The sequence below is a fragment of the Leeuwenhoekiella sp. MAR_2009_132 genome, from assembly GCF_000687915.1.
Lineage (GTDB): Bacteria > Bacteroidota > Bacteroidia > Flavobacteriales > Flavobacteriaceae > Leeuwenhoekiella.
Genome location: NZ_JHZY01000004.1, coordinates 588451 through 609442, shown reverse-complemented (window position 1 = coordinate 609442; position 20992 = coordinate 588451). Strand labels below are relative to the sequence as shown.

Sequence of the window (20992 nt, the reverse complement as noted above, 5' to 3'; positions counted from 1 at the left end):
GCTATTCGTTTCGAGCATTTTTAATAAATGAATCAACAGCACTATGGGTTACTTTGTGCGTTTTAAAATGATTTATTGCCTGTGCCTTTTCTGCATCTGTAGCCTCAAACTGATTCAACATATTCATAAGGTGCATTTTCATATGCCCTTTCTGAATTCCGGTTGTGGTAAGTGATTTAATCGCCCCAAAATTTTGAGCAAGACCTGCCACTGCGATGATTTCCATAAGTTGCGGTGCGCTAGGGTTGCCCAGCATTTCAAGATTCAGTTTTACTAACGGGTGTAATTTTGTAAGACCACCTACAGTTCCTAATGCCAGAGGTATTTCTATCCAAAATCTAAATATTCCATTTTCAACCGTAGCGTGGGTAAGACTTGAGTAGCTTCCATTTCTTGCTGCATAAGCATGAGCACCGGCTTCAATTGCTCTAAAATCATTTCCGGTAGCAAGAACGACAGCATCAATACCATTCATAATTCCCTTATTGTGAGTAACTGCGCGGTAGGTTTCTACCTCTGCGATACGTATTGCCTGTACAAATTTTGATGCAAAAACTTCAGGATCTATACCGTTTGCTTCTGTAAGTTCGCTCACCGCACAACATACTTCAGCGCGTACAACACATCCCGGTACATAATTAGAAAGAATGCTCATAATTACAACCATTTCTGCGTTACTTTCGGTAAAAGCTAAATGGTTATTAAACTCCCGTTGCCAGCTTTCTGCAAGTTGCTCAAGACACGAATTTATAAAATTTGCCCCCATGGCGTCCAGGGTTTCAAATGTTACATGCAGTTGATAATAGTTTTCTAAATATTCTGTTTTATTAACGAGATCAATACCGGTAATGCCACCGCCACGATTTTCCATAGAGGCGGTAAGTTCTTTGAGGTCTGCTAATAATGTAGCTTCTATATCATCAAAAAACTCATTTAATATTAGATTGTCACCTGCGTAGGTGAAGTGAACCTGTCCTATTTTTTGTGTACCTAATATTTCAGCTTTAAAACCACCTCGAGACATCCAGAATTTTGCAGCTTTACTTGCTGCGGCAACAACAGAACTTTCTTCAATCGCCATAGGTATTGCAAAGGTTTTGTTATTAATAACAAAATTAGGAGCAACGCCTAATGGCAAATAGTAATTTGAAATGGTGTTTTCTATAAATTCATCGTGCAATTGCTGCAACTTGGTATCAGAATTCCAATATTGTTTAAGCGTAGAAACCGCATTAGGTGAATCTGTTAAAAAATTATCTGCAAGCCAGTTTATTTTTTCTTCTTTACTTAAGCGGGAAAATCCTTGTATTGTTTGAGGCATAATCAGGTAAAAATATTGAAGCGTAAAGATACTATTTTGGCTCATGTATAAGCCTTTTATAAGCTTTGTTATATTTTAAGAGTAACTCATTTAGGAGTAAAGGAAGATTAAATACTTGAGGTTATTATAATGATACTCGCGTATTTAGCTAAAAGACTGCGTATTTAACAACGATAAGCAGGGTTTTTTGATTAATTTTTAGTAAAATTGGCGGTCTATTTTTAAGTTAAATTCCACTATGAATATAAAAAAAGTACTATTTCTGTTTGTATTAATTGCTACCGTAGCAACTCAGGCACAACAGAAAAATATTAGCGTTGAAGAAATATATAATGGCACTTTTAGAATGCAATACCTTGATAGGTTGCATCCTATGCAAAATGGTAAAGAATATGCGGTTTTAAATACAGACCGAAAATCTGGTATTAAAACACTTGATGTTTACAGTTATGAAACCGGTGAAAAGGTAAATACAATTATAAACTCAAGTGAGATTGAAGGCTTAGATTATTTTATAGGCTATACCTTGAGTGCTGATGAAACTAAAGTTTTGCTAAGCACAAACCTTCGTTCTATATACCGTCGTTCAAGTCTAGGTGTTTATTACGTATATGATTTGGTTTCAAAAAAACTTACACAGGTTTCAGATCAACCTATACAAGAACCTACGTTCTCACCAGATGCTTCTAAAGTGGCTTATGGCCTCAATAATAATTTATATGTAAAAGATATTGCTACAGGAGCAACTACACAGTTAACTACAGACGGTGTAAAGAATAAAATTATTAATGGTATTACAGACTGGGTTTATGAAGAAGAATTTTCTTTTGTAAGAGCTTTTGACTGGAATGCCGATGGAACTAAAATTGCTTTCATTCGTTTTGATGAGACCGAAGTTCCTGAATTTAGTATGGATGTCTTTGGGAGTGAATTATATCCTTCAAAAGATACCTTTAAATATCCTAAGGCAGGAGAAAACAATGCTGTGGTAAGTCTTCATATTTATGATTTGGCTACCACCGAAACTAAAGCTGTTGACTTAAGCGGTTTTCAAAATTATTATATTCCCAGACTAGAGTGGACACCAGATGCTAACGTTCTGGCAGTGCAAACAACAAGCCGCAAGCAAAATGATCTTAATCTTCTTTTTGTAGACGGAACTTCAGGTAAGGCAAAACTCATACTTTCAGATAAGGATGATGCTTATGTTGATGTAACAGATAACCTTACTTTTTTAGATAATAATGACTTTTTATGGACCAGTGAAAAAGATGGCTGGAATCACATTTATCACTATGACAAAAACGGAAAATTAAAGAATCAGGTTACAAAAGGTAATTGGGAAGTAACCAGCTATTATGGTTACGATGCTAAAAGTAAACGTGTTTTTTACCAAAGTTCAGAAAACGGTTCTATAAATCGTGGTGTATATTCTGTAAAAATAAATGGAAAGGATAAAAAAGCACTTTCAGCTAAAGCAGGTACTAATTCTGCAGATTTTAGTACAAACTTCACGTACTATATAAATAGTTTTTCAGATGCTTCAACTCCATATGTATTTACATTACACAATGCAAATGACGGAAAGCTAATACGTAAGATAAAAGACAATCAAGAGCTTAAAGATCAATTCTCTGACTATGTGATTTCTGAAAAAGAATTTTTCACACTTCCTATTAATGGTGAGGAGCTTAATGCATATATGATTAAACCGAAAGATTTTGATGCATCTAAAAAATATCCTGTTTTTATGACGCAATATTCCGGTCCCGGTTCTCAAAGTGTTGCAAACAGTTGGGATGGTGGTAATGGTTACTGGTTTCAAATGCTGGCTCAGGAAGGTTATATTGTAGTGTGTGTAGATCCTCGTGGTACTGGTCTTAAAGGAAGAGATTTTAAGAAAATGACGCAAAACGAATTGGGTAAATATGAGGTAGAAGATCAGATTGCTGCTGCAAAGGCACTGGGTAAACGCGATTATGTTGATGCAGATCGTATAGGAATCTGGGGATGGAGTTATGGCGGCTTTATGGCTTCTAATTGTATCTTTCAAGGAGCAGACACGTTTAAAATGGCAATTGCTGTAGCGCCGGTTACCAGCTGGAGATTTTACGATTCTATCTACACAGAACGTTATATGACAACGCCTCAGGAAAACGCTGGTGGTTATGATACCAATTCACCATTATCTCACGTAGATAAGTTAAAGGGTAAGTTTTTATTGGTACACGGTAGTGCAGATGATAATGTACATGTACAAAATACAATGCGTTTAATTGAAGCATTAGTACAGGCAAATAAGCAGTTTGACTGGGCAATCTATCCCGATAAGAATCACGGTATTTATGGTGGGAATACACGTTTACACCTGTATACAAAGATGACCAATTTTATTAAAGAAAATTTATAAAACAACCTAATGGCACAATCAGCACAATTTACCAAACAAAAAGAATTGTTTGGACATCCGGTAGGACTATACATTTTATTTTTCACAGAAATGTGGGAGCGTTTTTCCTATTACGGGATGCGTGCATTATTGGTACTTTATATGACTGCTTCAACTATTCAGGGAACAGATGCTAGAGGAACAGGATTGGGGTGGACAGATCAAGAAGCGTTGGCATTATACGGCTGGTACACCATGTTAGTTTATGTAGCATCAATACCGGGAGGTATGATCGCAGATAAATTAATAGGTCAGAAAAAGGCCGTTCTTTTAGGTGCTATAATTTTATGTATAGGTCACGGCGTTTTAGTGCTTACAGATGTCTGGGCTTTTTATACCGGTCTGGGTCTTGTAATTGCTGGAGTAGGATTATTAAAACCTAATATCTCTACAATGGTAGGTGGCCTTTACAGAGAAGGAGATATTAGAAGAGATAAAGGATTTAGTATTTTTTATATAGGTATTAATACAGGTTCACTAATTGCAACTTTAATCATAGGCTTTGTAGTAGCTGAATATGGCTGGCATGCAGGGTTTGGTCTTGCAGGTATTGCCATGGTTCTAGGGTTAATTGTGTATTTATATGGCCAAAAATATTTAAAAAACGTAGGAAGTTTATTAAAAGCTGAAAGTAAAGAGGACGAGATTTCCTACGGAAAACTTTATGGAGAACTATTTAGATCTCCAATGCAACTTGCAGTTACAGGTGTTTTAATAATTTTTTCAATTGTAGGCTGGTATTTTATGGACTGGGGATTTGGTCTTTTATTTTTATTTATAACAGCAATAGCCGCTTTAATGATGATGATCTATAAAGATCTTCCATCACGTATTTTTAAAGATCGTTTTATGGTCTTATTACTTTCTTTTATTATGACCATAATCTTCTGGGGCGCATTTGAGCAAGCCGGTGGATTAATGAATTTATATACAGATTCTAAAACAGACCGAATGTTATTTGGCTGGGAAGTGCCCACTGTAATGTTTCAAAGTTTAAATGCCGGTTTCATCATCATTTTTGCAACGATAGTAGCTAACTATTGGGCTAAGCGAAAGCTTAAAGGAAAAGAAGCTAGCTCAATTTTAAAAATGGCAATGGGTATTATTATAATGGGCTTTGGCTTCTTATTTATGGTATTTGCTGTTATGGAATTTGAGAAATCTGGAACTTCAAGTATGCTTTGGTTAGTTTTTGCATACCTGTTTCATACTATAGGAGAACTATGTATCTCGCCGGTAACGCTTTCTTTTATTACAAAACTCGCACCGGTTAAATATGCGTCACTGCTTATGGGTGTGTATTTTGCAGCCACAGGTCTTGGTAATAAAGTTGCAGGTCTTATTGGAGAATCAGCAAGTGAATTTGGTGAATACTCGGTATTCCTGGGTATTTTAATATTTACAAGTGCAATAGGAATTGTATTTATTTTAGCTTTAATACCATTAAAGAGACTTACGCACGGTGCAGAAGACAATGAGCGCGAGATTTTAGAGCAAGAAGATTATGAACTTGCAGATCCTAAAATCAATAATTAATTAGATTTAGATTAGGATGGCTACATCATCTACAGAACAATTTTTCAAAAATCCGGTGTTGGGTCATCCCGCCGGATTATTTGTTTTATTCTTTACTGAAATGTGGGAGCGTTTTTCCTATTACGGAATGCGCGCACTTTTAGTGTTGTTTTTAACAGCTTCTCTTTTTGACGAGGGATGGGCCTGGCCTCGGGAGCACGCACTGGCATTGTATGGTACCTACACGTCATTAGTTTATCTAACTCCTATTTTAGGAGGTTATATAGCAGATAAAATCATTGGTTACAGAAGAGCGGTTGTTATTGGTGCTTTGCTAATGACCCTGGGTCACGCCGCAATGGCGGTAGATACACATTTTGCTTTATATCTGGGTTTATTTTTCTTAGTAGTGGGTAACGGCTTTTTTAAGCCTACGATGACTTCTATTATCTCTCAGATGTATGAGAACCACGAGCATAAAAAAGATGGTGCTTATACCATTTATTATATGGGTGTAAATGCCGGAGCGTTTCTAGGTATTTTATTATGCGGTTATACTGGTGAACAATGGGGGTGGCATTGGGGCTTTGGTCTTGCCGGTGTTTTTATGTTTGCCGGTATGCTTCAGTTTTATTTTGCACAGAACATTTTTGGTGAAGTAGGTAAGAAGCCTGTGAAAACAAACGAGGATGAGGTAAGTTTTGATGCTTCCATAAAATTAAATCCGTTTTCGACTATTGATAAAGTATTTATCGCAATAAGTGCAATTATAGGTTTGGTATGGATTATTAACGACCCAATGTCTAAAATAGGAGGTACTAATGTTTTTGATTTTGAAGTAGGACCACTTTCCGGAAGCAACTTTATGATCTTATTTGCACTGGTCATATTTTTAATATTATTGGTTTCCAGAATCACTAGATATGCACCTCTAGTACGTGATCGTATGATTGCCGTTTCAATATTTGCCTTTTTCACTATATTTTTCTGGGCAGCTTTTGAGCAGGCTGGAGGATCGATGACCATTTTTGCTAATGATTATACAGATCGCGTTTTAGAAGGCAGTGCGGGTACTATATTCAGAATTGCAAATACGCTAATCACAATAGTCCCATTGTGTGTAATAACATGGGTTTTATGGATGCTTTTTAAACAAACCTTCGGAAAATATAAACTTGCAAATCTTATACTTGGAGGAAGTTTTGTCATTATATGGGCGTTAGTAATTACAATGCTTTATGAGCAATATACTGCTGAAGCACCAGAAGTACCAGCTTCATGGTTTAGCGTTTTAAATTCACTTTTTATAATAATATTCGCACCGCTTTTTTCAAAATTATGGGAGAGCAAATACAACCCAAGTGTTGCGGTTAAATATGGCATAGGTCTTATCTTATTAGGAGTTGGTTTTGCTGCGTTAGCTTATGGTGCAAGTGATATTCCACAAGGTGCAAAAATTGCAGCAGTTAGCATTATATGGCTTGTACTGGCCTATTTTTTTCATACTATGGGAGAGCTTTGTCTATCGCCGGTAGGATTATCTTATGTGAGTAAGCTGGTTCCCGGAAGAATGATTGCGATGATGTATGGAGTGTGGTATCTTGCAATTGCGATAGGCAATAAACTTGCAGGAAGCAGTGGCGGGATGATAGATCAAATTACGGCAGAGTACTCGCTATCTACATTCTTCTTATTATTTTTCTTTATTCCGGGTGGGGCGGGTGTACTTATTATACTCTTACACCCTTTATTGAAAAAATTAATGCACGGAATTCACTAAAACGGTCTGCTTTTTGAAATTCTCTTTTAAAATAATATTATGCAAAAATTACTAATAGCTGCATTTCTTATAGTTTTGAGTTCATCAGCTATGACTGCTCAAAAAGCAATTAAATGGATGTCTTTTAATGAAGCACTTAAAGCTCAGAAAAATGAACCTCGTAAAATTTTTATGGATGTTTACACAGACTGGTGTGGACCGTGTAAATTATTAGATCAGAACACGTTTCAGAACAAAGATGTAGCAGCATATGTAAATGCAAATTATTATGCAGTAAAATTTAATGCCGAAGGTACAGAGTCTATAAAATATCAGGATTTTACTTATACAAATCCCAATTACGATCCTAATAGAAAAGGGCGTAACAGTCAACATTTATTTGCTCATGCCTTAAAAATAAACGCTTATCCCAGTGTAGTCTTTTTTGATGAAAAAGGAAATTTAATTCAACCACTTCCTGGTTATAAAACACCGCAGCAATTAGAGATATTTTTAAAAATGATTAAGACTGATGCTTATAAACGCATCACAACTGCTGAAGCATGGCAAGAATACCAGTCTAATTTTGAAAGTAAGTTTAAAGGCTAAAATGCGTTTATTCTATTTTATAAAATCCCATATCATACGTATTGTGAAATGGGATTTTCTTTTTTCTACACGTAGCTTCCCAACGCATCACATAATTTTTGTAATTACTGCCGTCTGCAATTATTTTAACTTCAGGAAATTGATGTATCAATCGGTCAAGATTAATTCTGGGAGATTGACTTAAAATGATTAAATCTGGTTTTAAACCGGGAATGTCATAGATTCCAAGACTATCTATGCGTAGAATTTTCTTAGAGTTTACCAGATAGAAGTTGTTGAGAGGTCTACTTTGAACACTATTTATAAATTGATTTTCCTTAAAATTTTTGATAATAGATTCTGACATTTTTTTGTCTTCAGGTAAATAAAATAGAAGTTTTTTATTAGAATCTTGTTTTGCTAAAAGACTCGTATTGTATTGATGCAGTATGTAGAGCGAAGAGTTTGATTGTTGTTTTCTTAAAACTAGAAGGCCTGTAGGAAGCGCTATAAGTGTTATTAGAAATATACAAATACGTTTATAATTAATCTTATTTATAAGGTTTCCGAAGGAAAAAATAATTGCATACCCTATAAACACCAGTGTTATTGAAAAATAAATATTTGTGATTAGGAATGAGTCAAATTGAGCAAGGTAGCGTATTACCGTATTCAACAGAGTCAGCAAGAAATCATACGCCGAAGCAACAGGGGCAGGGAGCATGTTCAAACCAGCTAGAATAAGTATTACAATACCGAAAATTAGGAGAACACCTAGTACGGGTAGAATAATCATATTAGCCACCAGAAATAATCCCGGAAACTGATGGAAATAATACAGACTTAGAGGTAATACGCCTATTTGCGCAGCAATGCTTACTACAATAAGCTGCCAGTAGTATTTTAAAATTTTATTTTTGGGTTGCCATAACTTTTCAAATTTAGGATACAACCAAATGATAAAAAATACTGCGGTATAACTTAGTTGAAAACCCACTTCATAAATGAGTCCGGGGTTTATTAGAATTAATAGAAATGCAGATATAATTATTGCATTTAATGAAGCTTGCCGCTGGCCGAGTAGTGAGCCTAGTTGTATAAAGCTAAACATAGTTGCTGCGCGCAATACAGAAGGCGATGAGCCTGTAAATAGAGCAAATGTCCAAATGATAGCGATTACTAAAATACAGCGTAAAATCCGGCTTGTTTTGTAATTACCTAATGGTTTCAGTAAAAACTGAACAAGCAGCATGAGAATGCCCACGTGCAATCCTGAAACTGCGAGAATATGTATTACGCCCACATTACTGTAACTCTCTTGTAAATCGCTTGAAAGTTCTTGACGCTGCCCTAAAAGTAGCGCATTGAGTACAGCTCTAGAATCTTTATTAAATGAATAGTTATTTATTTTCTGCTGCAGATAAGATCGGCTATTAGCAGCATAACCTTTTAATGTTATTTCCTGTTTTTTGAGGTATATCAGTTCTTTAGACGTTGTGGTAATTTGTGCATAAATATGTTTCCTATTTAGATAAGCGGCATAATCAAATTGAAACGGATTGCGTGCTGGAGTAAGTTTTTCTAGCTTTTGATTTACATAGATTCTATCATCAACTTTTAATTTTGATCGTTGTGCTGTACTATCTTTTTTAATATTTAAAAGTACAAACCCCGTGGTAAAAATGGAATCTGTCTGATTTAGGCGTGCTATATATTTGCCGTCATAAAAGCCTGGCTTAAGTTCTTCAACAATAGTAAAAATTAAATTCTGAGAACTATTTGCTGAAGATACCTGAGTATAGTGATTAGTCTTTTTGAGCGGATCATTAAATTGAGTGACCGTAACCCCCAGACATATAAAAAGTAAAAATGCTAAAACACCTGTAATAGGATGCTGTGCTCTTTTTAGTTTTAGAATAAAATGTACAGTGGTAAAGAGAATTAGTATACCAGCAAGGAATAATAATAGTGCCTTATGAGATATTGAAAGATAAGACTCACACAAAATGCCGGTTAAAAGACCGGCAAGAAGTATAAGTATAGTAGTATTTATACCTTTCACAGATTAATCAATTCCTGAGTAAAGGAGGAATTAATTACAATACTACTCAAAAAATCAATTAGTTACATATATTTTCGGGCTTCTTTAAAAGCGTTATTCCAGTAACCTTCATTAAGAGAAGATACAATTACGCCTTGTGAAGTAGAGGAGTGTATAAATAAAACTTGCCCCGGTAAAACATCAACCACAAGACCTACGTGGTTTATATGTTTACTTTTACGACCAGTAACAAAAAAGAGTAAGTCTCCGGGTGTTACATTATCTGCTGCAACGCGTTCACCTTCTTCGGCCATAAAACGGCTTACTCTGGGTATTGCTACAGATTCCTGTAAAAATGCTGTGTAAATAAGACCGCTGCAGTCCATCCCTTTTTCTGAAGTCCCTCCATATTTATAAGGCGTACCCTCAAATTGTCGTGCATTGTTTATGATGTTGTAGCGTAATCTGTTTTCGTCTGCTACTTCAATTTCAGAGAGGTAAATAAAGTCTCGTTTAGTTGCCGGTTTACTTATTATAGGTTTTGTATCCTGCTGTACGTAACGTGTTTTTTTTGTAGGTTTTGTAGTCGTAGCAATACTTTTGTGGCTGCTTCCGCAGCTGATCACTGCTAGACTTAACAATAGGGTAAAAAAGACTCTGATCATAAAGCTTAAGAAATACTGTTAAAAATTAATTTGGCTGTCTTGTCGCTGGCTCCTCTTCCGCCTAAATTCTTCTCTAATTCATAATAAGAATTGAAAAGAGTGTTGCGGTTTTCGTCCTGCAAGATAGAGGTCAACGCCGTTTTTAAAGTTTTAGTATTGAACTCAGATTGAATGAGCTCTTTTACTACTTCTTTATTCATAATTAAATTAACTAAAGATATGTAATTGAGTTTAATAACCCGCTTCGCAATTTCGTAAGAAATTTTACCTCCTTTGTAACAAACCACCTCCGGAACTTTAAAGAGAGCGGTTTCTAAAGTTGCAGTTCCTGAAGTTACCAGTGCTGCGTAAGAAACGTCGAGTAAATTATAAGTTTGATTCATTAAAAGATGAACCCGGTTTTTCTGTAAAAAGGGTTCATAAAACGCTAAATCCTGACTGGGCGCGCCGCCTATTACAAACTGGTACTCTTTAAAATCTGGAGTTATACTAAGCATAATCTCGAGCATTTTCTGAATTTCCTGCTTTCGGCTTCCCGGTAAAAGTGCGATTATAGGTCTTTCATCAAGATTATGTTGCGCTCTAAAGTCTTGTGGTGAAATAGGATTGCGGCTACTTATCTCATCAATAAGGGGGTGTCCTACAAAGTGAACCGGAAAATCGTGCTTTTCCTCATAGAATTCTTTTTCAAAAGGGAGTATAACGTACATCGCATCAACATCTCTTTTAATAGCTTTTATTCTGTTTTCTTTCCAGGCCCAGATTTGAGGTGAGATGTAATAATGATTTTTATAACCTTTTACACGAGCCCATTCTGCAATGCGAAGATTAAAACCGGGATAGTCAACATAGATGATCACATCCGGATGGTAACTGGCGATATCTTTTTTGCAAAATGCAAGATTCTTAGTAATGGTACGCAGGTTCATAATAACCTCCAAAAAACCCATAAATGCTAAATCCCGGTAATGCTTAACCAGAGTGCCGCCTACTTTTTGCATTAAATCACCACCCCAAAATCTAAAATCAGCATTAGGGTCTTCAGCTAAAAGAGACTTCATAAGGTTTGCAGCGTGCAAATCACCACTAGCTTCACCGGCTATTATATAATATTTCACGGAATTTTGTTTAATTAATTATGCCTGTCGGAAAACTTAAGAAGTAAAACTCCATTTATTTAAAGTTGCTACAAAATCGTGTGCTGTAAGGTCAAACTGCACCGGTACCACCGAAACGTAACCATTTGCTAAAGCCCACTCGTCTGTATCGTTTCCTTTATCTTCATTTACAAACTCGCCACTAAGCCAGTAATAATCGCGACCCATAGGATTTGTACGTTTATCAAATTTCTCTTTCCATTGTGCTTTTGCTTGTCTCCCTACCTTTATTCCGCAAATTTCACTGGCTTTTAGTTTTGGGATATTTACATTGAGCACAACACCTTTTGGCAATCCGTTTTTGAGGACTTGTAAGGTTATGCTTTTTACAAAGGTATCACAATGTGAAAAATCTGCATCTATAGAATAATCAAGTAATGAAAAGCCAATTGCAGGAATCCCTTCTACACCGGCCTCTACTGCGGCACTCATTGTACCAGAATAGATGACATTTATCGAAGAATTTGAACCGTGATTAATACCACTTACACAAATGTCTGGTTTACGGTGCATGATTTCCTGTACGGCAATCTTAACACAGTCTGCAGGAGTACCAGAGCAACTGTATTCTTTATGGTTTTCATCTTGAAATTCCTTTACAGGATCACAATAAATAGTGTCATTTACAGTTATAGCGTGACCCATTCCGCTTTGCGGACTGTCAGGAGCTACGACAACAACATCACCTATTTCTTGCATGATGCTAATTAGTTTGCGAATGCCGGGGGCGGTGATGCCATCGTCATTAGTGATTAAAATTAACGGTTTTTGCTGAGCCATATAAGTTTTGCTTTCTAGTGCTAAAATACTAAATTACCGAGCCATTACACGGCTTAACGTTTAACAAATTATTAGCGTAAACTTAGGGTCGTGGCACGGTTTTTAATGTAGCTTGCTAGTAAAAAGAAGAAAATGCAACGAATTATGATAAAAAATGTGAAAGTTCTGGTTTTAGCATTATTGTTGGGAGCTGCGTCTTGCAGTTTTACAACAAATAATGAAGATCCGGGAAAAGATAAAGTTCTCATTAGTTTGATTTCATATGTTTTGGAAAAAGGACATTACGATGCTAAAGAATTTAATGATGAATTTTCAGAACAAGTTTTTAAAGACTTTGTAACGGCACTTGACCCATTAAAACGTTATTTTTTACAAAGTGACATTAAAGAGTTTGAGGTCTATAAATTTGAGATAGATGACCAGATACGTAAAGAAGATATTACATTTTTTGATTTAGCCTACACGCGTTTAAGACAACGTATGGAAGAATCTAAAGAGATTTATGTAGATATTCTCGATAAGCCTTTTGACTATACAGAAAATGAAACTATAGATACAGACTACGAGAATCTGGAGTATGCTAAAAATAGGAAAGAGCTTAAAGACCGTTGGAGAAGCCAATTAAAATTTAGTACGATAGGTGTGTATTACGACCGTATTGAAGAAGAAGCTAAGAAAGAAAAGGACTCGTCAGGATACAAAGCACTTAGTAACGTAGAGCTTGAAAAAGAATCTCGAGAGAGTACAAAAAAATCATATATAGAATATTTTGAATTTACAGATGATTTTGATCGCGAAGATTATTTTTCGGTATATATAAATTCTATTGTTGAAGAATTTGACCCTCATACAGCATACTTCGCTCCTGTAGATAAAGACCGTTTTGATATGCAGATGAGTGGTCAGTTTCAGGGAATAGGTGCTCGTCTTCAGAAAAAAAGTAACGAAATAAGTATTACTGAAGTTATTTCGGGAGGTCCTGCCTGGAGAGGTGAAGAGCTTGAGGAAGGTGATATTATTTTAAAAGTTAAGCAAGAAAAAGAAGAGGTTGCTACCAGTGTTGTTGGGATGCGTCTCGATGATGCGGTAGAGCTTATTAAAGGTCCAAAGGGAACCGTTGTTACTTTAAATGTAAAGAAGAAAGACGGGACAATAAAAAATATAGCAATCACACGTGATGTTGTAGAACTTGAGGAAACCTATGCAAAATCTACTACGGTAGAGAAAAATGATCGCACATATGGGGTAATCAATTTACCTAAGTTCTACTTTGATATGCAAAATGCAGAGGAGCGTAATGCAGCTACAGATGTAAAAAAAGAAATTATTAGGCTTAACGAAGAAGGTGCAGATGGTCTAGTAATAGATTTACGTAATAATGGTGGTGGTTCACTTTCTACAGTTGTTGATATCGCCGGTTTATTTATAAAAGAAGGACCAGTAGTACAGGTAAAATCTAATGGTGCAGAAAGCGAGATTTTACAGGATAAAGATCCTGAAATTATATGGGATAAGCCTTTAGTTATTTTGGTAAATGAGATTTCTGCTTCTGCAAGTGAGATTCTTGCTGCAGCAATGCAGGATTATAAGAGAGCAGTTATTTTAGGGAGTAAGCAAACTTATGGTAAGGGAACCGTACAAAATGTATATGACCTTAACCGCTGGTTACGTCAAAATGATTTAGGAGATATGGGTGCCTTAAAAATAACCACCCAGAAATTCTATCGTATAAATGGAGGTTCAACACAACTTGAAGGAGTGAAGAGTGATGTTGTTGTCCCAGATAAATATAGCTATATTGATATAGGAGAGAAAGATCTTGAGAATCCGTTACCGTGGGATAAAATTGCAGCTGCAGATTATAAAGTTTGGGATGGTTATATAGATTATGATCAAACGATAAATAGCAGTAAAAAAAGAATGGCTCAAAATGAGTATTTAAAACTTGTAGAAGAGAATGCTAAATGGATTAAGAGTAAACAAGATGATTCAATCTGGCCACTTAATTTTGATGCTTATAAGTCTAAAATGGAGATTAATGTAGCTGAAGCTAAGCGTTTCGATGGTTTGCGAGATTATAATTCAAATCTTACTTTTAAATCATTGCCTTACGAAACTCAATTATTCAAATCAGATACTACGCTTGCTCAAAAAAGAGAGCGCTGGCATGCAGAATTAGCCAAAGACGTTTATATGGAAGAAGCTATTAATGTTCTTGAAGATTTAAAAGTAAATAATATTAGAAGAAGCAAACTGGCTGACGTTAGGGATTAACCTATGGCAGATCATTCAAGTTCTTTATCTCAATTAGCGCTCCGGAAATTTTTAAAAAATTTCTGGGGCGTTTTGAGTTTAATATATATCGTCGTTTGCGGTTTAGTTGCTGTATTTGCTTATCTATTGGCTCCAGATGATACTCAGAATGCAAATCAAATGCATCTTTCGATTCATTCTAAAAAGCCCGGTTTTACGGTTACCATGTTAACTGTTCCGGGGTCTAGTAATAATAAAGAGGGTTTTTTAGAAAAAGCTTTTAATGGCAAGTCTAACACAGATACAGAAATTCCGATTTTTAGTTATAAAATTTTGGACACCGAAGTAGAGTATGTACCTTATACAGAAGATGGTGTCACCGAATTGACAAAAGCTATTCCATTATCAGATTTCAATCTACAAGCTTTAAATCAAATTGATTTTGAAGATCAGTTTATTAGCGAAAAAACATTTTTATTGGGTACAGATAAATACGGGAGAGATCTTTTAAGCAGAATGCTTATAGGAACACGTATCTCGTTTAGTATAGGTTTTGTTGCCGTCTTGATCTCCTTGATAATTGGTGTTTTTTTGGGGGCAATAGGTGGTTACTATGGCGGTAAACTTGATGCTTTCATAATGTGGATTATTAATGTCACCTGGTCAATACCCACCTTACTTCTTGTTATTGCAATAACATTAGCTCTTGGTAAAGGTTTTTGGCAGGTTTTTATAGCTGTAGGTCTTACCATGTGGGTTGAGGTAGCTCGAGTGGTAAGAGGGCAGGTTTTGAGTGTCAAAGAAGCGCAATATGTTACCGCAGCCAGAGCTTTAGGATATAAAAATATGCGTATTCTTTTTAAACATATATTACCTAACATTCTTGCTCCGGTTATTGTAATAAGTGCTGCAAATTTTGCAGGAGCTATTTTAATTGAAAGCGGTCTAAGTTTTTTGGGTATAGGAGCACAGCCACCCATCCCGAGTTGGGGAGCAATGATAAAAGATCACTATTCTTATATTATTTTAGGTAAGGCTTATCTTGCTATAATACCGGGCCTTGCCATCATGAGTTTAGTTATGGCATTTATGCTAATGGGTAATGCTTTACGTGATGCGCTAGATGTAAAAGGCGTTAATTAATAAGTTATGAGTAGAAAATATACCTATCCTTTTTTAATGATGTTCGCTATTGCTGCTATTTATGTAGGTGAAAAATACATAGAGAAGCAAGATAAAATAGAAGTTGTAGATGCCAGCAGAGTTGTTAAAGAGACTAATTTGAACTACTTCTTACCAGAGGCCGTAGCTAAGACTATAGTGCATCATACATATTATAGTCTAAGTTATAATGAGGAAGCAGAGCAGGCTGCCTGGGTTGCTTATACACTTACTAAAGATCAGCTGCATGGAGAAGACCAGTCAAGACCATATTTTGATGTAGATCCTGCCGTAAGTACTGGAGCTGCAAACTGGCGTAATTATAAAAATAGTGGTTATGACAGAGGACATTTATGTCCTGCAGGGGATCGTAAATTTAGTACTCAGGCGTATAATGAAACTTTTTTGACGAGTAATATTAGCCCGCAATTGCATGATTTTAATAGTGGCATCTGGAATCGTTTAGAGAATCAAGTGCGCGACTGGGCGAGTAAATTTGATTCTCTTACAGTGGTTACAGCCGGAGTTTTAGATAATCCCCTAGAAACAATAGGTAGTGAGCACGTTTATGTTCCTAAAGCATTTTATAAAGTGATATTGCGTAAAACTGATTCCGGGTATACGTGTATAGCCTTCTTAATTCCGCATAGCGAAAGCACAAAAAATTTAAACGAATTTGTAATTACACTTGATGCTTTAGAAGCTAGTACAGGAATTGATTTCTTTCCGAAGTTAGACGACTCAATCGAAAAAGCGATGGAACAAAAAACTAATCTCAGTGACTGGCAATTTTAAACTTTTAACTACCACTGATTTATTCTATCTGAATCGAGTTTAACGAAAATAAATAGTAAAATCGTGAATCCCCAAAGTCCCGAACCTCCATAACTAAAGAAGGGTAACGGTATACCCACGGTAGGAAAAACCCCGGTAACCATTCCTATATTTATTATAAAATGAATAAATAATATGCCGGCGATACTGTATCCATAAATACGGCTAAACTGACTCTTTTGCCGTTCTGCCAAAACGATAATTCGTAACATTAAGCCCACAAATAAGGCAATAACCAAGGTACTTCCTAAAAACCCCCATTCTTCGCCTACGGTGCTAAAAATGTAGTCTGTATGCTGTTCGGGAACAAAGTCACCTTTAGTTTGAGTTCCTTTTAAAAAACCTTTTCCGGTTAGGCCTCCATTACCAATTGCAATTTCAGATTGATAGGTGTTATATCCTATGCTTTTCATATCTACATCTTTACCTAAAACCACATTAAAACGGTCTCTGTGGCGCTGCTCAAAAACATTTTGAAATATATAGTTTACCGAAAAAACAAAAAGAATTGATACGATAGGGAGAATATAAAACAGGCGTTTTCCAAAACGCTTTTTACGATTCTTAAATAGCAATGCAAGGGCTATTAAAACAATTCCCAGAACCACCCACAAGGGGCCAAATGCCAATGTGAGTACAAATAAGGCTATGGTAACCGAGCCAATAATTAAATAAACACCAGATAAACCCTCTCTGTAAAGCGGAAAGAAAAAGGCAGCATAAACCAGAGCACTACCAGGATCGGGTTGAGGTACAATACAAATTGCTGGCAGGGCAATAATCACAAAAGCACGTAACTGATGCATAAATGATTTAACATCGGTTTGAATATCGCTTAAATATTTTGACAGCGCAAGGGCTGTTGCTGCTTTGGCAAATTCACTGGGTTGTATACCAAAACTTCCAAAAGAATACCAACTTGTAGCTCCGGAAATATTTTTACCAAATACGAAAAGTCCCAATAATGAGACAATAGATATGACATAAATCACACTTGCAAAACGCTCAAAAAACTTAGCGTCAAGTGATAGTATAAAAATTATAATGAGAAAACTTAGGCCTATAAAAAGAAGTTGTCTTGTAAATAAATTATCAAAGCTAAAAAATTCAGCAACCCCCGTAGGATCAACGGAAGCTGAGTAAATATTAAGCCATCCTATAAGAACTAGTGCTAGAAATAAAACAATTATAACCCAGTCAAAATTACCGTAAGCTTTAGAAAAACTATTCATTAAAGCTCTACTTTTTTAGGAACACCACTTATTTTTTTACCGTCGTTAATGGGAAACGGCTTTCCGCTAAGTGGTTTTGCATACTCGTCTTCAAGACTATTTGATAGAACGTATTCTTCAATATCTTTACGTGTGACCTCACCTTTAATGTATTTTTCGATCATTAAACTGGCAATTTTCCCTGCATATCGAGAACCCCAATATCCATTTTCTACAAAAACGGCTATTGCAATTTTAGGATTGTCTTTAGGTGCAAAAGCCACAAATATGGAGTGATCTGTCAATTGAGCTCTATGCCCGTCTATACGCGTATAATTTTCAGCAGTACCGGTTTTTCCACAAATATCTATACCGGGTATTTTAATACCTGCTGCTGTGCCGTAATTATAGGCACCAAACATACCTTCAACTACCGGTTCAAAATTTGAAGCATCTATAGTGGTAACGTTTTTAGTTCTATATTCTTCAGGTATTAACTCAGTTTGATGTTCTATACTTTTTAAAATATGAGGTGTGTAGAACCAGCCTCTATTTGCTATCGCTGCGGTTACATTTGCTAATTGAATAGGAGTAAGACTCACTTCTCCCTGTCCTATAGAGTTTGAGATTGTAGCTGTGCTAAACCATTTGTATTTTGGGTAATCGTAAGCTTTATTATAATATTTACTGTCAGGAATAAAACCAGGCTGACCTGTAGGTAAATCTGTACCCATATAGCCGCCAAGACCAAAACTCTCCAGGTGATTTTTCCAAACATCCATGCCTTCTTGAGGAGTGTTGTATTTTTCAATTACCCTGCGGTACACATTAGCAAAATAGGCGTTACAAGAATTTGCAATACCTGGTATCATACTTAGCGGACTAGGATGGTGGTGGCACCCTAATTTTCTACCGTGAGAACCGTAAAAGTAGCCGCCATGACATGAGAATGCTTCTTCAGAATCTACTACATCTTCCTGTAGTGCAATTAGTGCATTGAGTGTTTTAAAAGGAGATCCCGGGGGGTATTGTGCCTGTAAGCCTCTATCAAAAAGAGGTTTTGCTATAGAGTCGTAGTATAATTTTGTAAAATTTCTTGAGCGTTCTCTTCCTACGAGTAGTGCAGGATCAAAGTTAGGAGCAGAGATAAGTGCTAGTATTTCTCCCGAAGAAGGCTCAATTGCTACAATTCCGCCACGTTTATTGATCATTAAATCTTCACCATATTGCTGAAGATCAGAATCTATTGTAAGGGTCAAATCCTTACCCGGTGATGGTAAGGTGTCAAGGCTTCCATTTTTATAGGGGCCAATATCTCTATTAAAGCGATCTTTTTGTATGTATTTAACTCCTTTTACACCACGTAGAACTTCCTCATATTGTTTTTCAACGCCTGTTCTTCCTTTTAAATCCCCAGATTGATAGTAGGGGTTGTCTTCAATATCTTTGTAATTAACTTCGGCTATATAGCCTAAAAAATTTGCTCCGTAATCTATTTGATAATCCCTTAACGATCTCTTTTGAATAAAAAAGCCGTCATATTTACGCATCTTCTCCTGAAGGTAAGCATATTCAGATTTAGTAAGTTGGGGTATGACAATAGATGGTAATCGTGGAGAATAAACCCGGGCTTTTTTAAGTCGGTTTATAAGCATCTCCTTATCCATTTTTAAAAGTCCGCAAAACTCGAGCGTATCAAATGGTTTAACCTCACGAGGAATAACCATAACATCATAAGAAGGCTGGTTGCTTACTAAAAGATTGCCACTTCGATCATAAATATGACCTCGCTGCGGATAATCAAAAAAGCGTTTTATGGCATTATTTTCTGAAAGACTGGCGTAGGATGTATCTAATATTTGCAAATAGAATAGCCTTCCGGTGAGCAAAAAACCGGATATAAGTACAATTGAAAAAAGTAAAATTTTTCTCATTTACGCTTAAAGCTAAATAGGGTTATGAAAATCAAACAGAGCAGTACACTAAATATACCACTGAAGAACGTTTTCTTAAGTATATAGATTATGTCTGAGAAGTTAAAACTTTCAACAAAGAATAGTATGAGATGATGTGTAAAAACTAAAATACTTACGTACAGGAGGCGTTCTCCAAAATCTGCTTTAGTAACTTTTATTGCATTATACTCATAAGCTACACCAAAAATAGATTGTAAAATCCACGGCCTCAGATAAGCTATGGTTACACATGATGCCGCGTGCATACCACCACTATTACTAAACATATCTAATGTGAGTCCTAGTAGGAAGCTTAAGAAAATAAGTAAAGCTCTATTGTCACCTATAGGAAACATTAAGATGAACAAGACATATGGATAGGGATTAATATATCCCAAAAAATTAATGTTATTAAAAATGGCAACCTGTAGAAGTATTAGTAATACAAATCGCAGAATATTTGTGAATATGCTACTGCTCATCTACGGTCTGTTGTTCTAAAGTTTTTATCTCTTCGCTATCAAGATTTTCAATAACATAAACATAGCCTACGTTAGTCATGTCATTAAAAAGTTTGATTTTTATAGTATAGAAATTCTCGCTGGGATCAAGTTTAAAGTTGTCTATAGTACCTATTCCTATACCCTCAGGAAATATGGTTGATTTACCTCCTGTAACAATAGTATCGCCAAGAGCGACCGGTGCTTTTGATTGTACATCAACAAGATCAACAATATTGGGATCTCCTCCTTTCCAAACTAAAATACCAAAGTGATTACTCTTTTTTAGTTTTGCGTTAATTTGAGAATTGCTGTTTAAGATGCTTAAAACTGTAGCATATTTATTTGATACCCTATCAATAATACCTACCAGTCCTTTACTTGTTATTACACCAAGATCTTGTTTTATTCCTTTTTTTGAACCACCGCGTAGTGTAAGAAAGTTATCTTTTAAGTTGTAATTGTTATTAATTACTTTAGCTGTAGTAAAACGGTATAATGAATTAAATGCTAGTGTATCAAGATTTTGTACGTTCTTATCTGTAATATTATAAAGCCTTGAGCGCAGCCTGTTATTTTCTTCTACGAGTTGCTTATTATGAATCTTTAAATCAAAATATTCATAAATATCATCAAGGCCACCGTAAATTCCGCCGCTTAGAAAATTAGCAGAATTCACAAATTTACTACGGTGATACGAGTGTGACTGTATGGTAAAAACTAGAGATAAGAACAGCAAAAAAGCAAATAATAGAAAATTTCTATGCTTTATTAGAAAATTTACAATTTGCTGCATGAATCAA

16 protein-coding genes are annotated in these 20992 nt (G+C 35.8%); 7 read left to right on the top strand and 9 right to left on the bottom strand.

Annotation, left to right across the window (positions count from 1 at the left end; genetic code table 11):
* Nucleotide 1: 1 nt before the first annotated feature.
* On the bottom strand, nt 2–1321 hold the full coding sequence (locus P164_RS11080; protein WP_028376453.1) for a hydroxymethylglutaryl-CoA reductase, degradative: 1320 nt from the start codon (nt 1319–1321) through the stop codon (nt 2–4).
* 238 nt (nt 1322–1559) lie between these two features.
* Here P164_RS11080 and P164_RS11075 point away from each other — a divergent pair, with 238 nt between their 5' ends.
* From P164_RS11075 to P164_RS11060, 4 genes are read left to right on the top strand one after another with little or no spacing between them, the layout of a single operon-like run.
* Complete coding sequence (locus P164_RS11075) at nt 1560–3731, top strand: S9 family peptidase (protein ID WP_028376452.1); 2172 nt, start codon at nt 1560–1562, stop codon at nt 3729–3731.
* A 9-nt stretch (nt 3732–3740) separates the two neighbouring features.
* Complete coding sequence (locus P164_RS11070) at nt 3741–5306, top strand: peptide MFS transporter (protein WP_028376451.1); 1566 nt, start codon at nt 3741–3743, stop codon at nt 5304–5306.
* 16 nt (nt 5307–5322) lie between these two features.
* A complete protein-coding gene (locus tag P164_RS11065; protein ID WP_028376450.1) occupies nt 5323–7065 on the top strand; it encodes a peptide MFS transporter in 1743 nt (580 codons plus the stop codon).
* A 39-nt stretch (nt 7066–7104) separates the two neighbouring features.
* Nucleotides 7105–7653: a thioredoxin family protein gene (locus tag P164_RS11060; RefSeq protein ID WP_028376449.1), complete on the top strand. Its 549-nt coding sequence runs from the start codon at nt 7105–7107 to the stop codon at nt 7651–7653.
* A 7-nt stretch (nt 7654–7660) separates the two neighbouring features.
* Here the strand turns inward: P164_RS11060 and P164_RS11055 are convergent, their stop codons facing one another.
* The 4 genes from P164_RS11055 to surE all read right to left on the bottom strand — a co-directional run bounded on the left by P164_RS11055 (nt 7661) and on the right by surE (nt 12275).
* Nucleotides 7661–9694, bottom strand: coding sequence for a ComEC/Rec2 family competence protein (locus P164_RS11055; RefSeq protein WP_051621336.1), 2034 nt, complete (start codon nt 9692–9694; stop codon nt 7661–7663).
* A 62-nt stretch (nt 9695–9756) separates the two neighbouring features.
* Nucleotides 9757–10338, bottom strand: coding sequence for a C40 family peptidase (locus P164_RS11050; protein WP_028376448.1), 582 nt, complete (start codon nt 10336–10338; stop codon nt 9757–9759).
* Nucleotides 10339–10343: 5 nt separating this feature from the next.
* Nucleotides 10344–11456, bottom strand: a complete 1113-nt coding sequence (gene lpxB / locus P164_RS11045; protein WP_028376447.1) for a lipid-A-disaccharide synthase — start codon at nt 11454–11456, stop codon at nt 10344–10346.
* A 36-nt stretch (nt 11457–11492) separates the two neighbouring features.
* A complete protein-coding gene (gene surE, locus P164_RS11040) occupies nt 11493–12275 on the bottom strand; it encodes a 5'/3'-nucleotidase SurE (RefSeq protein ID WP_028376446.1) in 783 nt (260 codons plus the stop codon).
* 132 nt (nt 12276–12407) lie between these two features.
* Between surE and P164_RS11035 the strand changes: the two genes are divergently transcribed.
* The 3 genes from P164_RS11035 to P164_RS11025 are packed head-to-tail and all read left to right on the top strand — an operon-like array spanning nt 12408 to nt 16484.
* Nucleotides 12408–14549 carry a carboxy terminal-processing peptidase gene (locus tag P164_RS11035; protein WP_410503386.1) on the top strand — a complete coding sequence of 714 codons (2142 nt, stop codon included), beginning with the start codon at nt 12408–12410 and terminating at the stop codon, nt 14547–14549.
* Nucleotides 14550–14552: 3 nt separating this feature from the next.
* Nucleotides 14553–15671, top strand: coding sequence for an ABC transporter permease (locus P164_RS11030; protein ID WP_028376444.1), 1119 nt, complete (start codon nt 14553–14555; stop codon nt 15669–15671).
* Nucleotides 15672–15677: 6 nt separating this feature from the next.
* Complete coding sequence (locus tag P164_RS11025) at nt 15678–16484, top strand: DNA/RNA non-specific endonuclease (protein ID WP_028376443.1); 807 nt, start codon at nt 15678–15680, stop codon at nt 16482–16484.
* 8 nt (nt 16485–16492) lie between these two features.
* Here P164_RS11025 and rodA read toward each other — a convergent pair whose 3' ends face one another.
* The 4 genes from rodA to mreC are packed head-to-tail and all read right to left on the bottom strand — an operon-like array spanning nt 16493 to nt 20985.
* Nucleotides 16493–17755, bottom strand: a complete 1263-nt coding sequence (gene rodA, locus P164_RS11020; RefSeq protein WP_028376442.1) for a rod shape-determining protein RodA — start codon at nt 17753–17755, stop codon at nt 16493–16495.
* A complete protein-coding gene (gene mrdA, locus P164_RS11015; RefSeq protein ID WP_028376441.1) occupies nt 17755–19668 on the bottom strand; it encodes a penicillin-binding protein 2 in 1914 nt (637 codons plus the stop codon). The genes rodA and mrdA overlap by 1 nt, the downstream gene beginning before the upstream one ends.
* Nucleotides 19665–20171, bottom strand: a complete 507-nt coding sequence (locus tag P164_RS11010; protein ID WP_028376440.1) for a hypothetical protein — start codon at nt 20169–20171, stop codon at nt 19665–19667. Before P164_RS11010 ends, mrdA begins: the two co-directional genes overlap by 4 nt.
* Nucleotides 20161–20985, bottom strand: coding sequence for a rod shape-determining protein MreC (gene mreC / locus P164_RS11005; RefSeq protein WP_028376439.1), 825 nt, complete (start codon nt 20983–20985; stop codon nt 20161–20163). Before mreC ends, P164_RS11010 begins: the two co-directional genes overlap by 11 nt.
* Between the last annotated feature and the right edge of the window lie 7 nt (nt 20986–20992).

Coding starts and splice junctions, on each gene's coding strand:
- P164_RS11080 (WP_028376453.1), bottom strand. CDS start 1,321: ATGCCTCAAACAATACAAGGATTTTCCCGCTTAAGTAAAGAAGAAAAA.
- P164_RS11075 (WP_028376452.1), top strand. CDS start 1,560: ATGAATATAAAAAAAGTACTATTTCTGTTTGTATTAATTGCTACCGTA.
- P164_RS11070 (WP_028376451.1), top strand. CDS start 3,741: ATGGCACAATCAGCACAATTTACCAAACAAAAAGAATTGTTTGGACAT.
- P164_RS11065 (WP_028376450.1), top strand. CDS start 5,323: ATGGCTACATCATCTACAGAACAATTTTTCAAAAATCCGGTGTTGGGT.
- P164_RS11060 (WP_028376449.1), top strand. CDS start 7,105: ATGCAAAAATTACTAATAGCTGCATTTCTTATAGTTTTGAGTTCATCA.
- P164_RS11050 (WP_028376448.1), bottom strand. CDS start 10,338: ATGATCAGAGTCTTTTTTACCCTATTGTTAAGTCTAGCAGTGATCAGC.
- surE (WP_028376446.1), bottom strand. CDS start 12,275: ATGGCTCAGCAAAAACCGTTAATTTTAATCACTAATGACGATGGCATC.
- P164_RS11035 (WP_410503386.1), top strand. CDS start 12,408: ATGCAACGAATTATGATAAAAAATGTGAAAGTTCTGGTTTTAGCATTA.
- P164_RS11030 (WP_028376444.1), top strand. CDS start 14,553: ATGGCAGATCATTCAAGTTCTTTATCTCAATTAGCGCTCCGGAAATTT.
- P164_RS11025 (WP_028376443.1), top strand. CDS start 15,678: ATGAGTAGAAAATATACCTATCCTTTTTTAATGATGTTCGCTATTGCT.
- rodA (WP_028376442.1), bottom strand. CDS start 17,755: ATGAATAGTTTTTCTAAAGCTTACGGTAATTTTGACTGGGTTATAATT.
- mrdA (WP_028376441.1), bottom strand. CDS start 19,668: ATGAGAAAAATTTTACTTTTTTCAATTGTACTTATATCCGGTTTTTTG.
- P164_RS11010 (WP_028376440.1), bottom strand. CDS start 20,171: ATGAGCAGTAGCATATTCACAAATATTCTGCGATTTGTATTACTAATA.
- mreC (WP_028376439.1), bottom strand. CDS start 20,985: ATGCAGCAAATTGTAAATTTTCTAATAAAGCATAGAAATTTTCTATTA.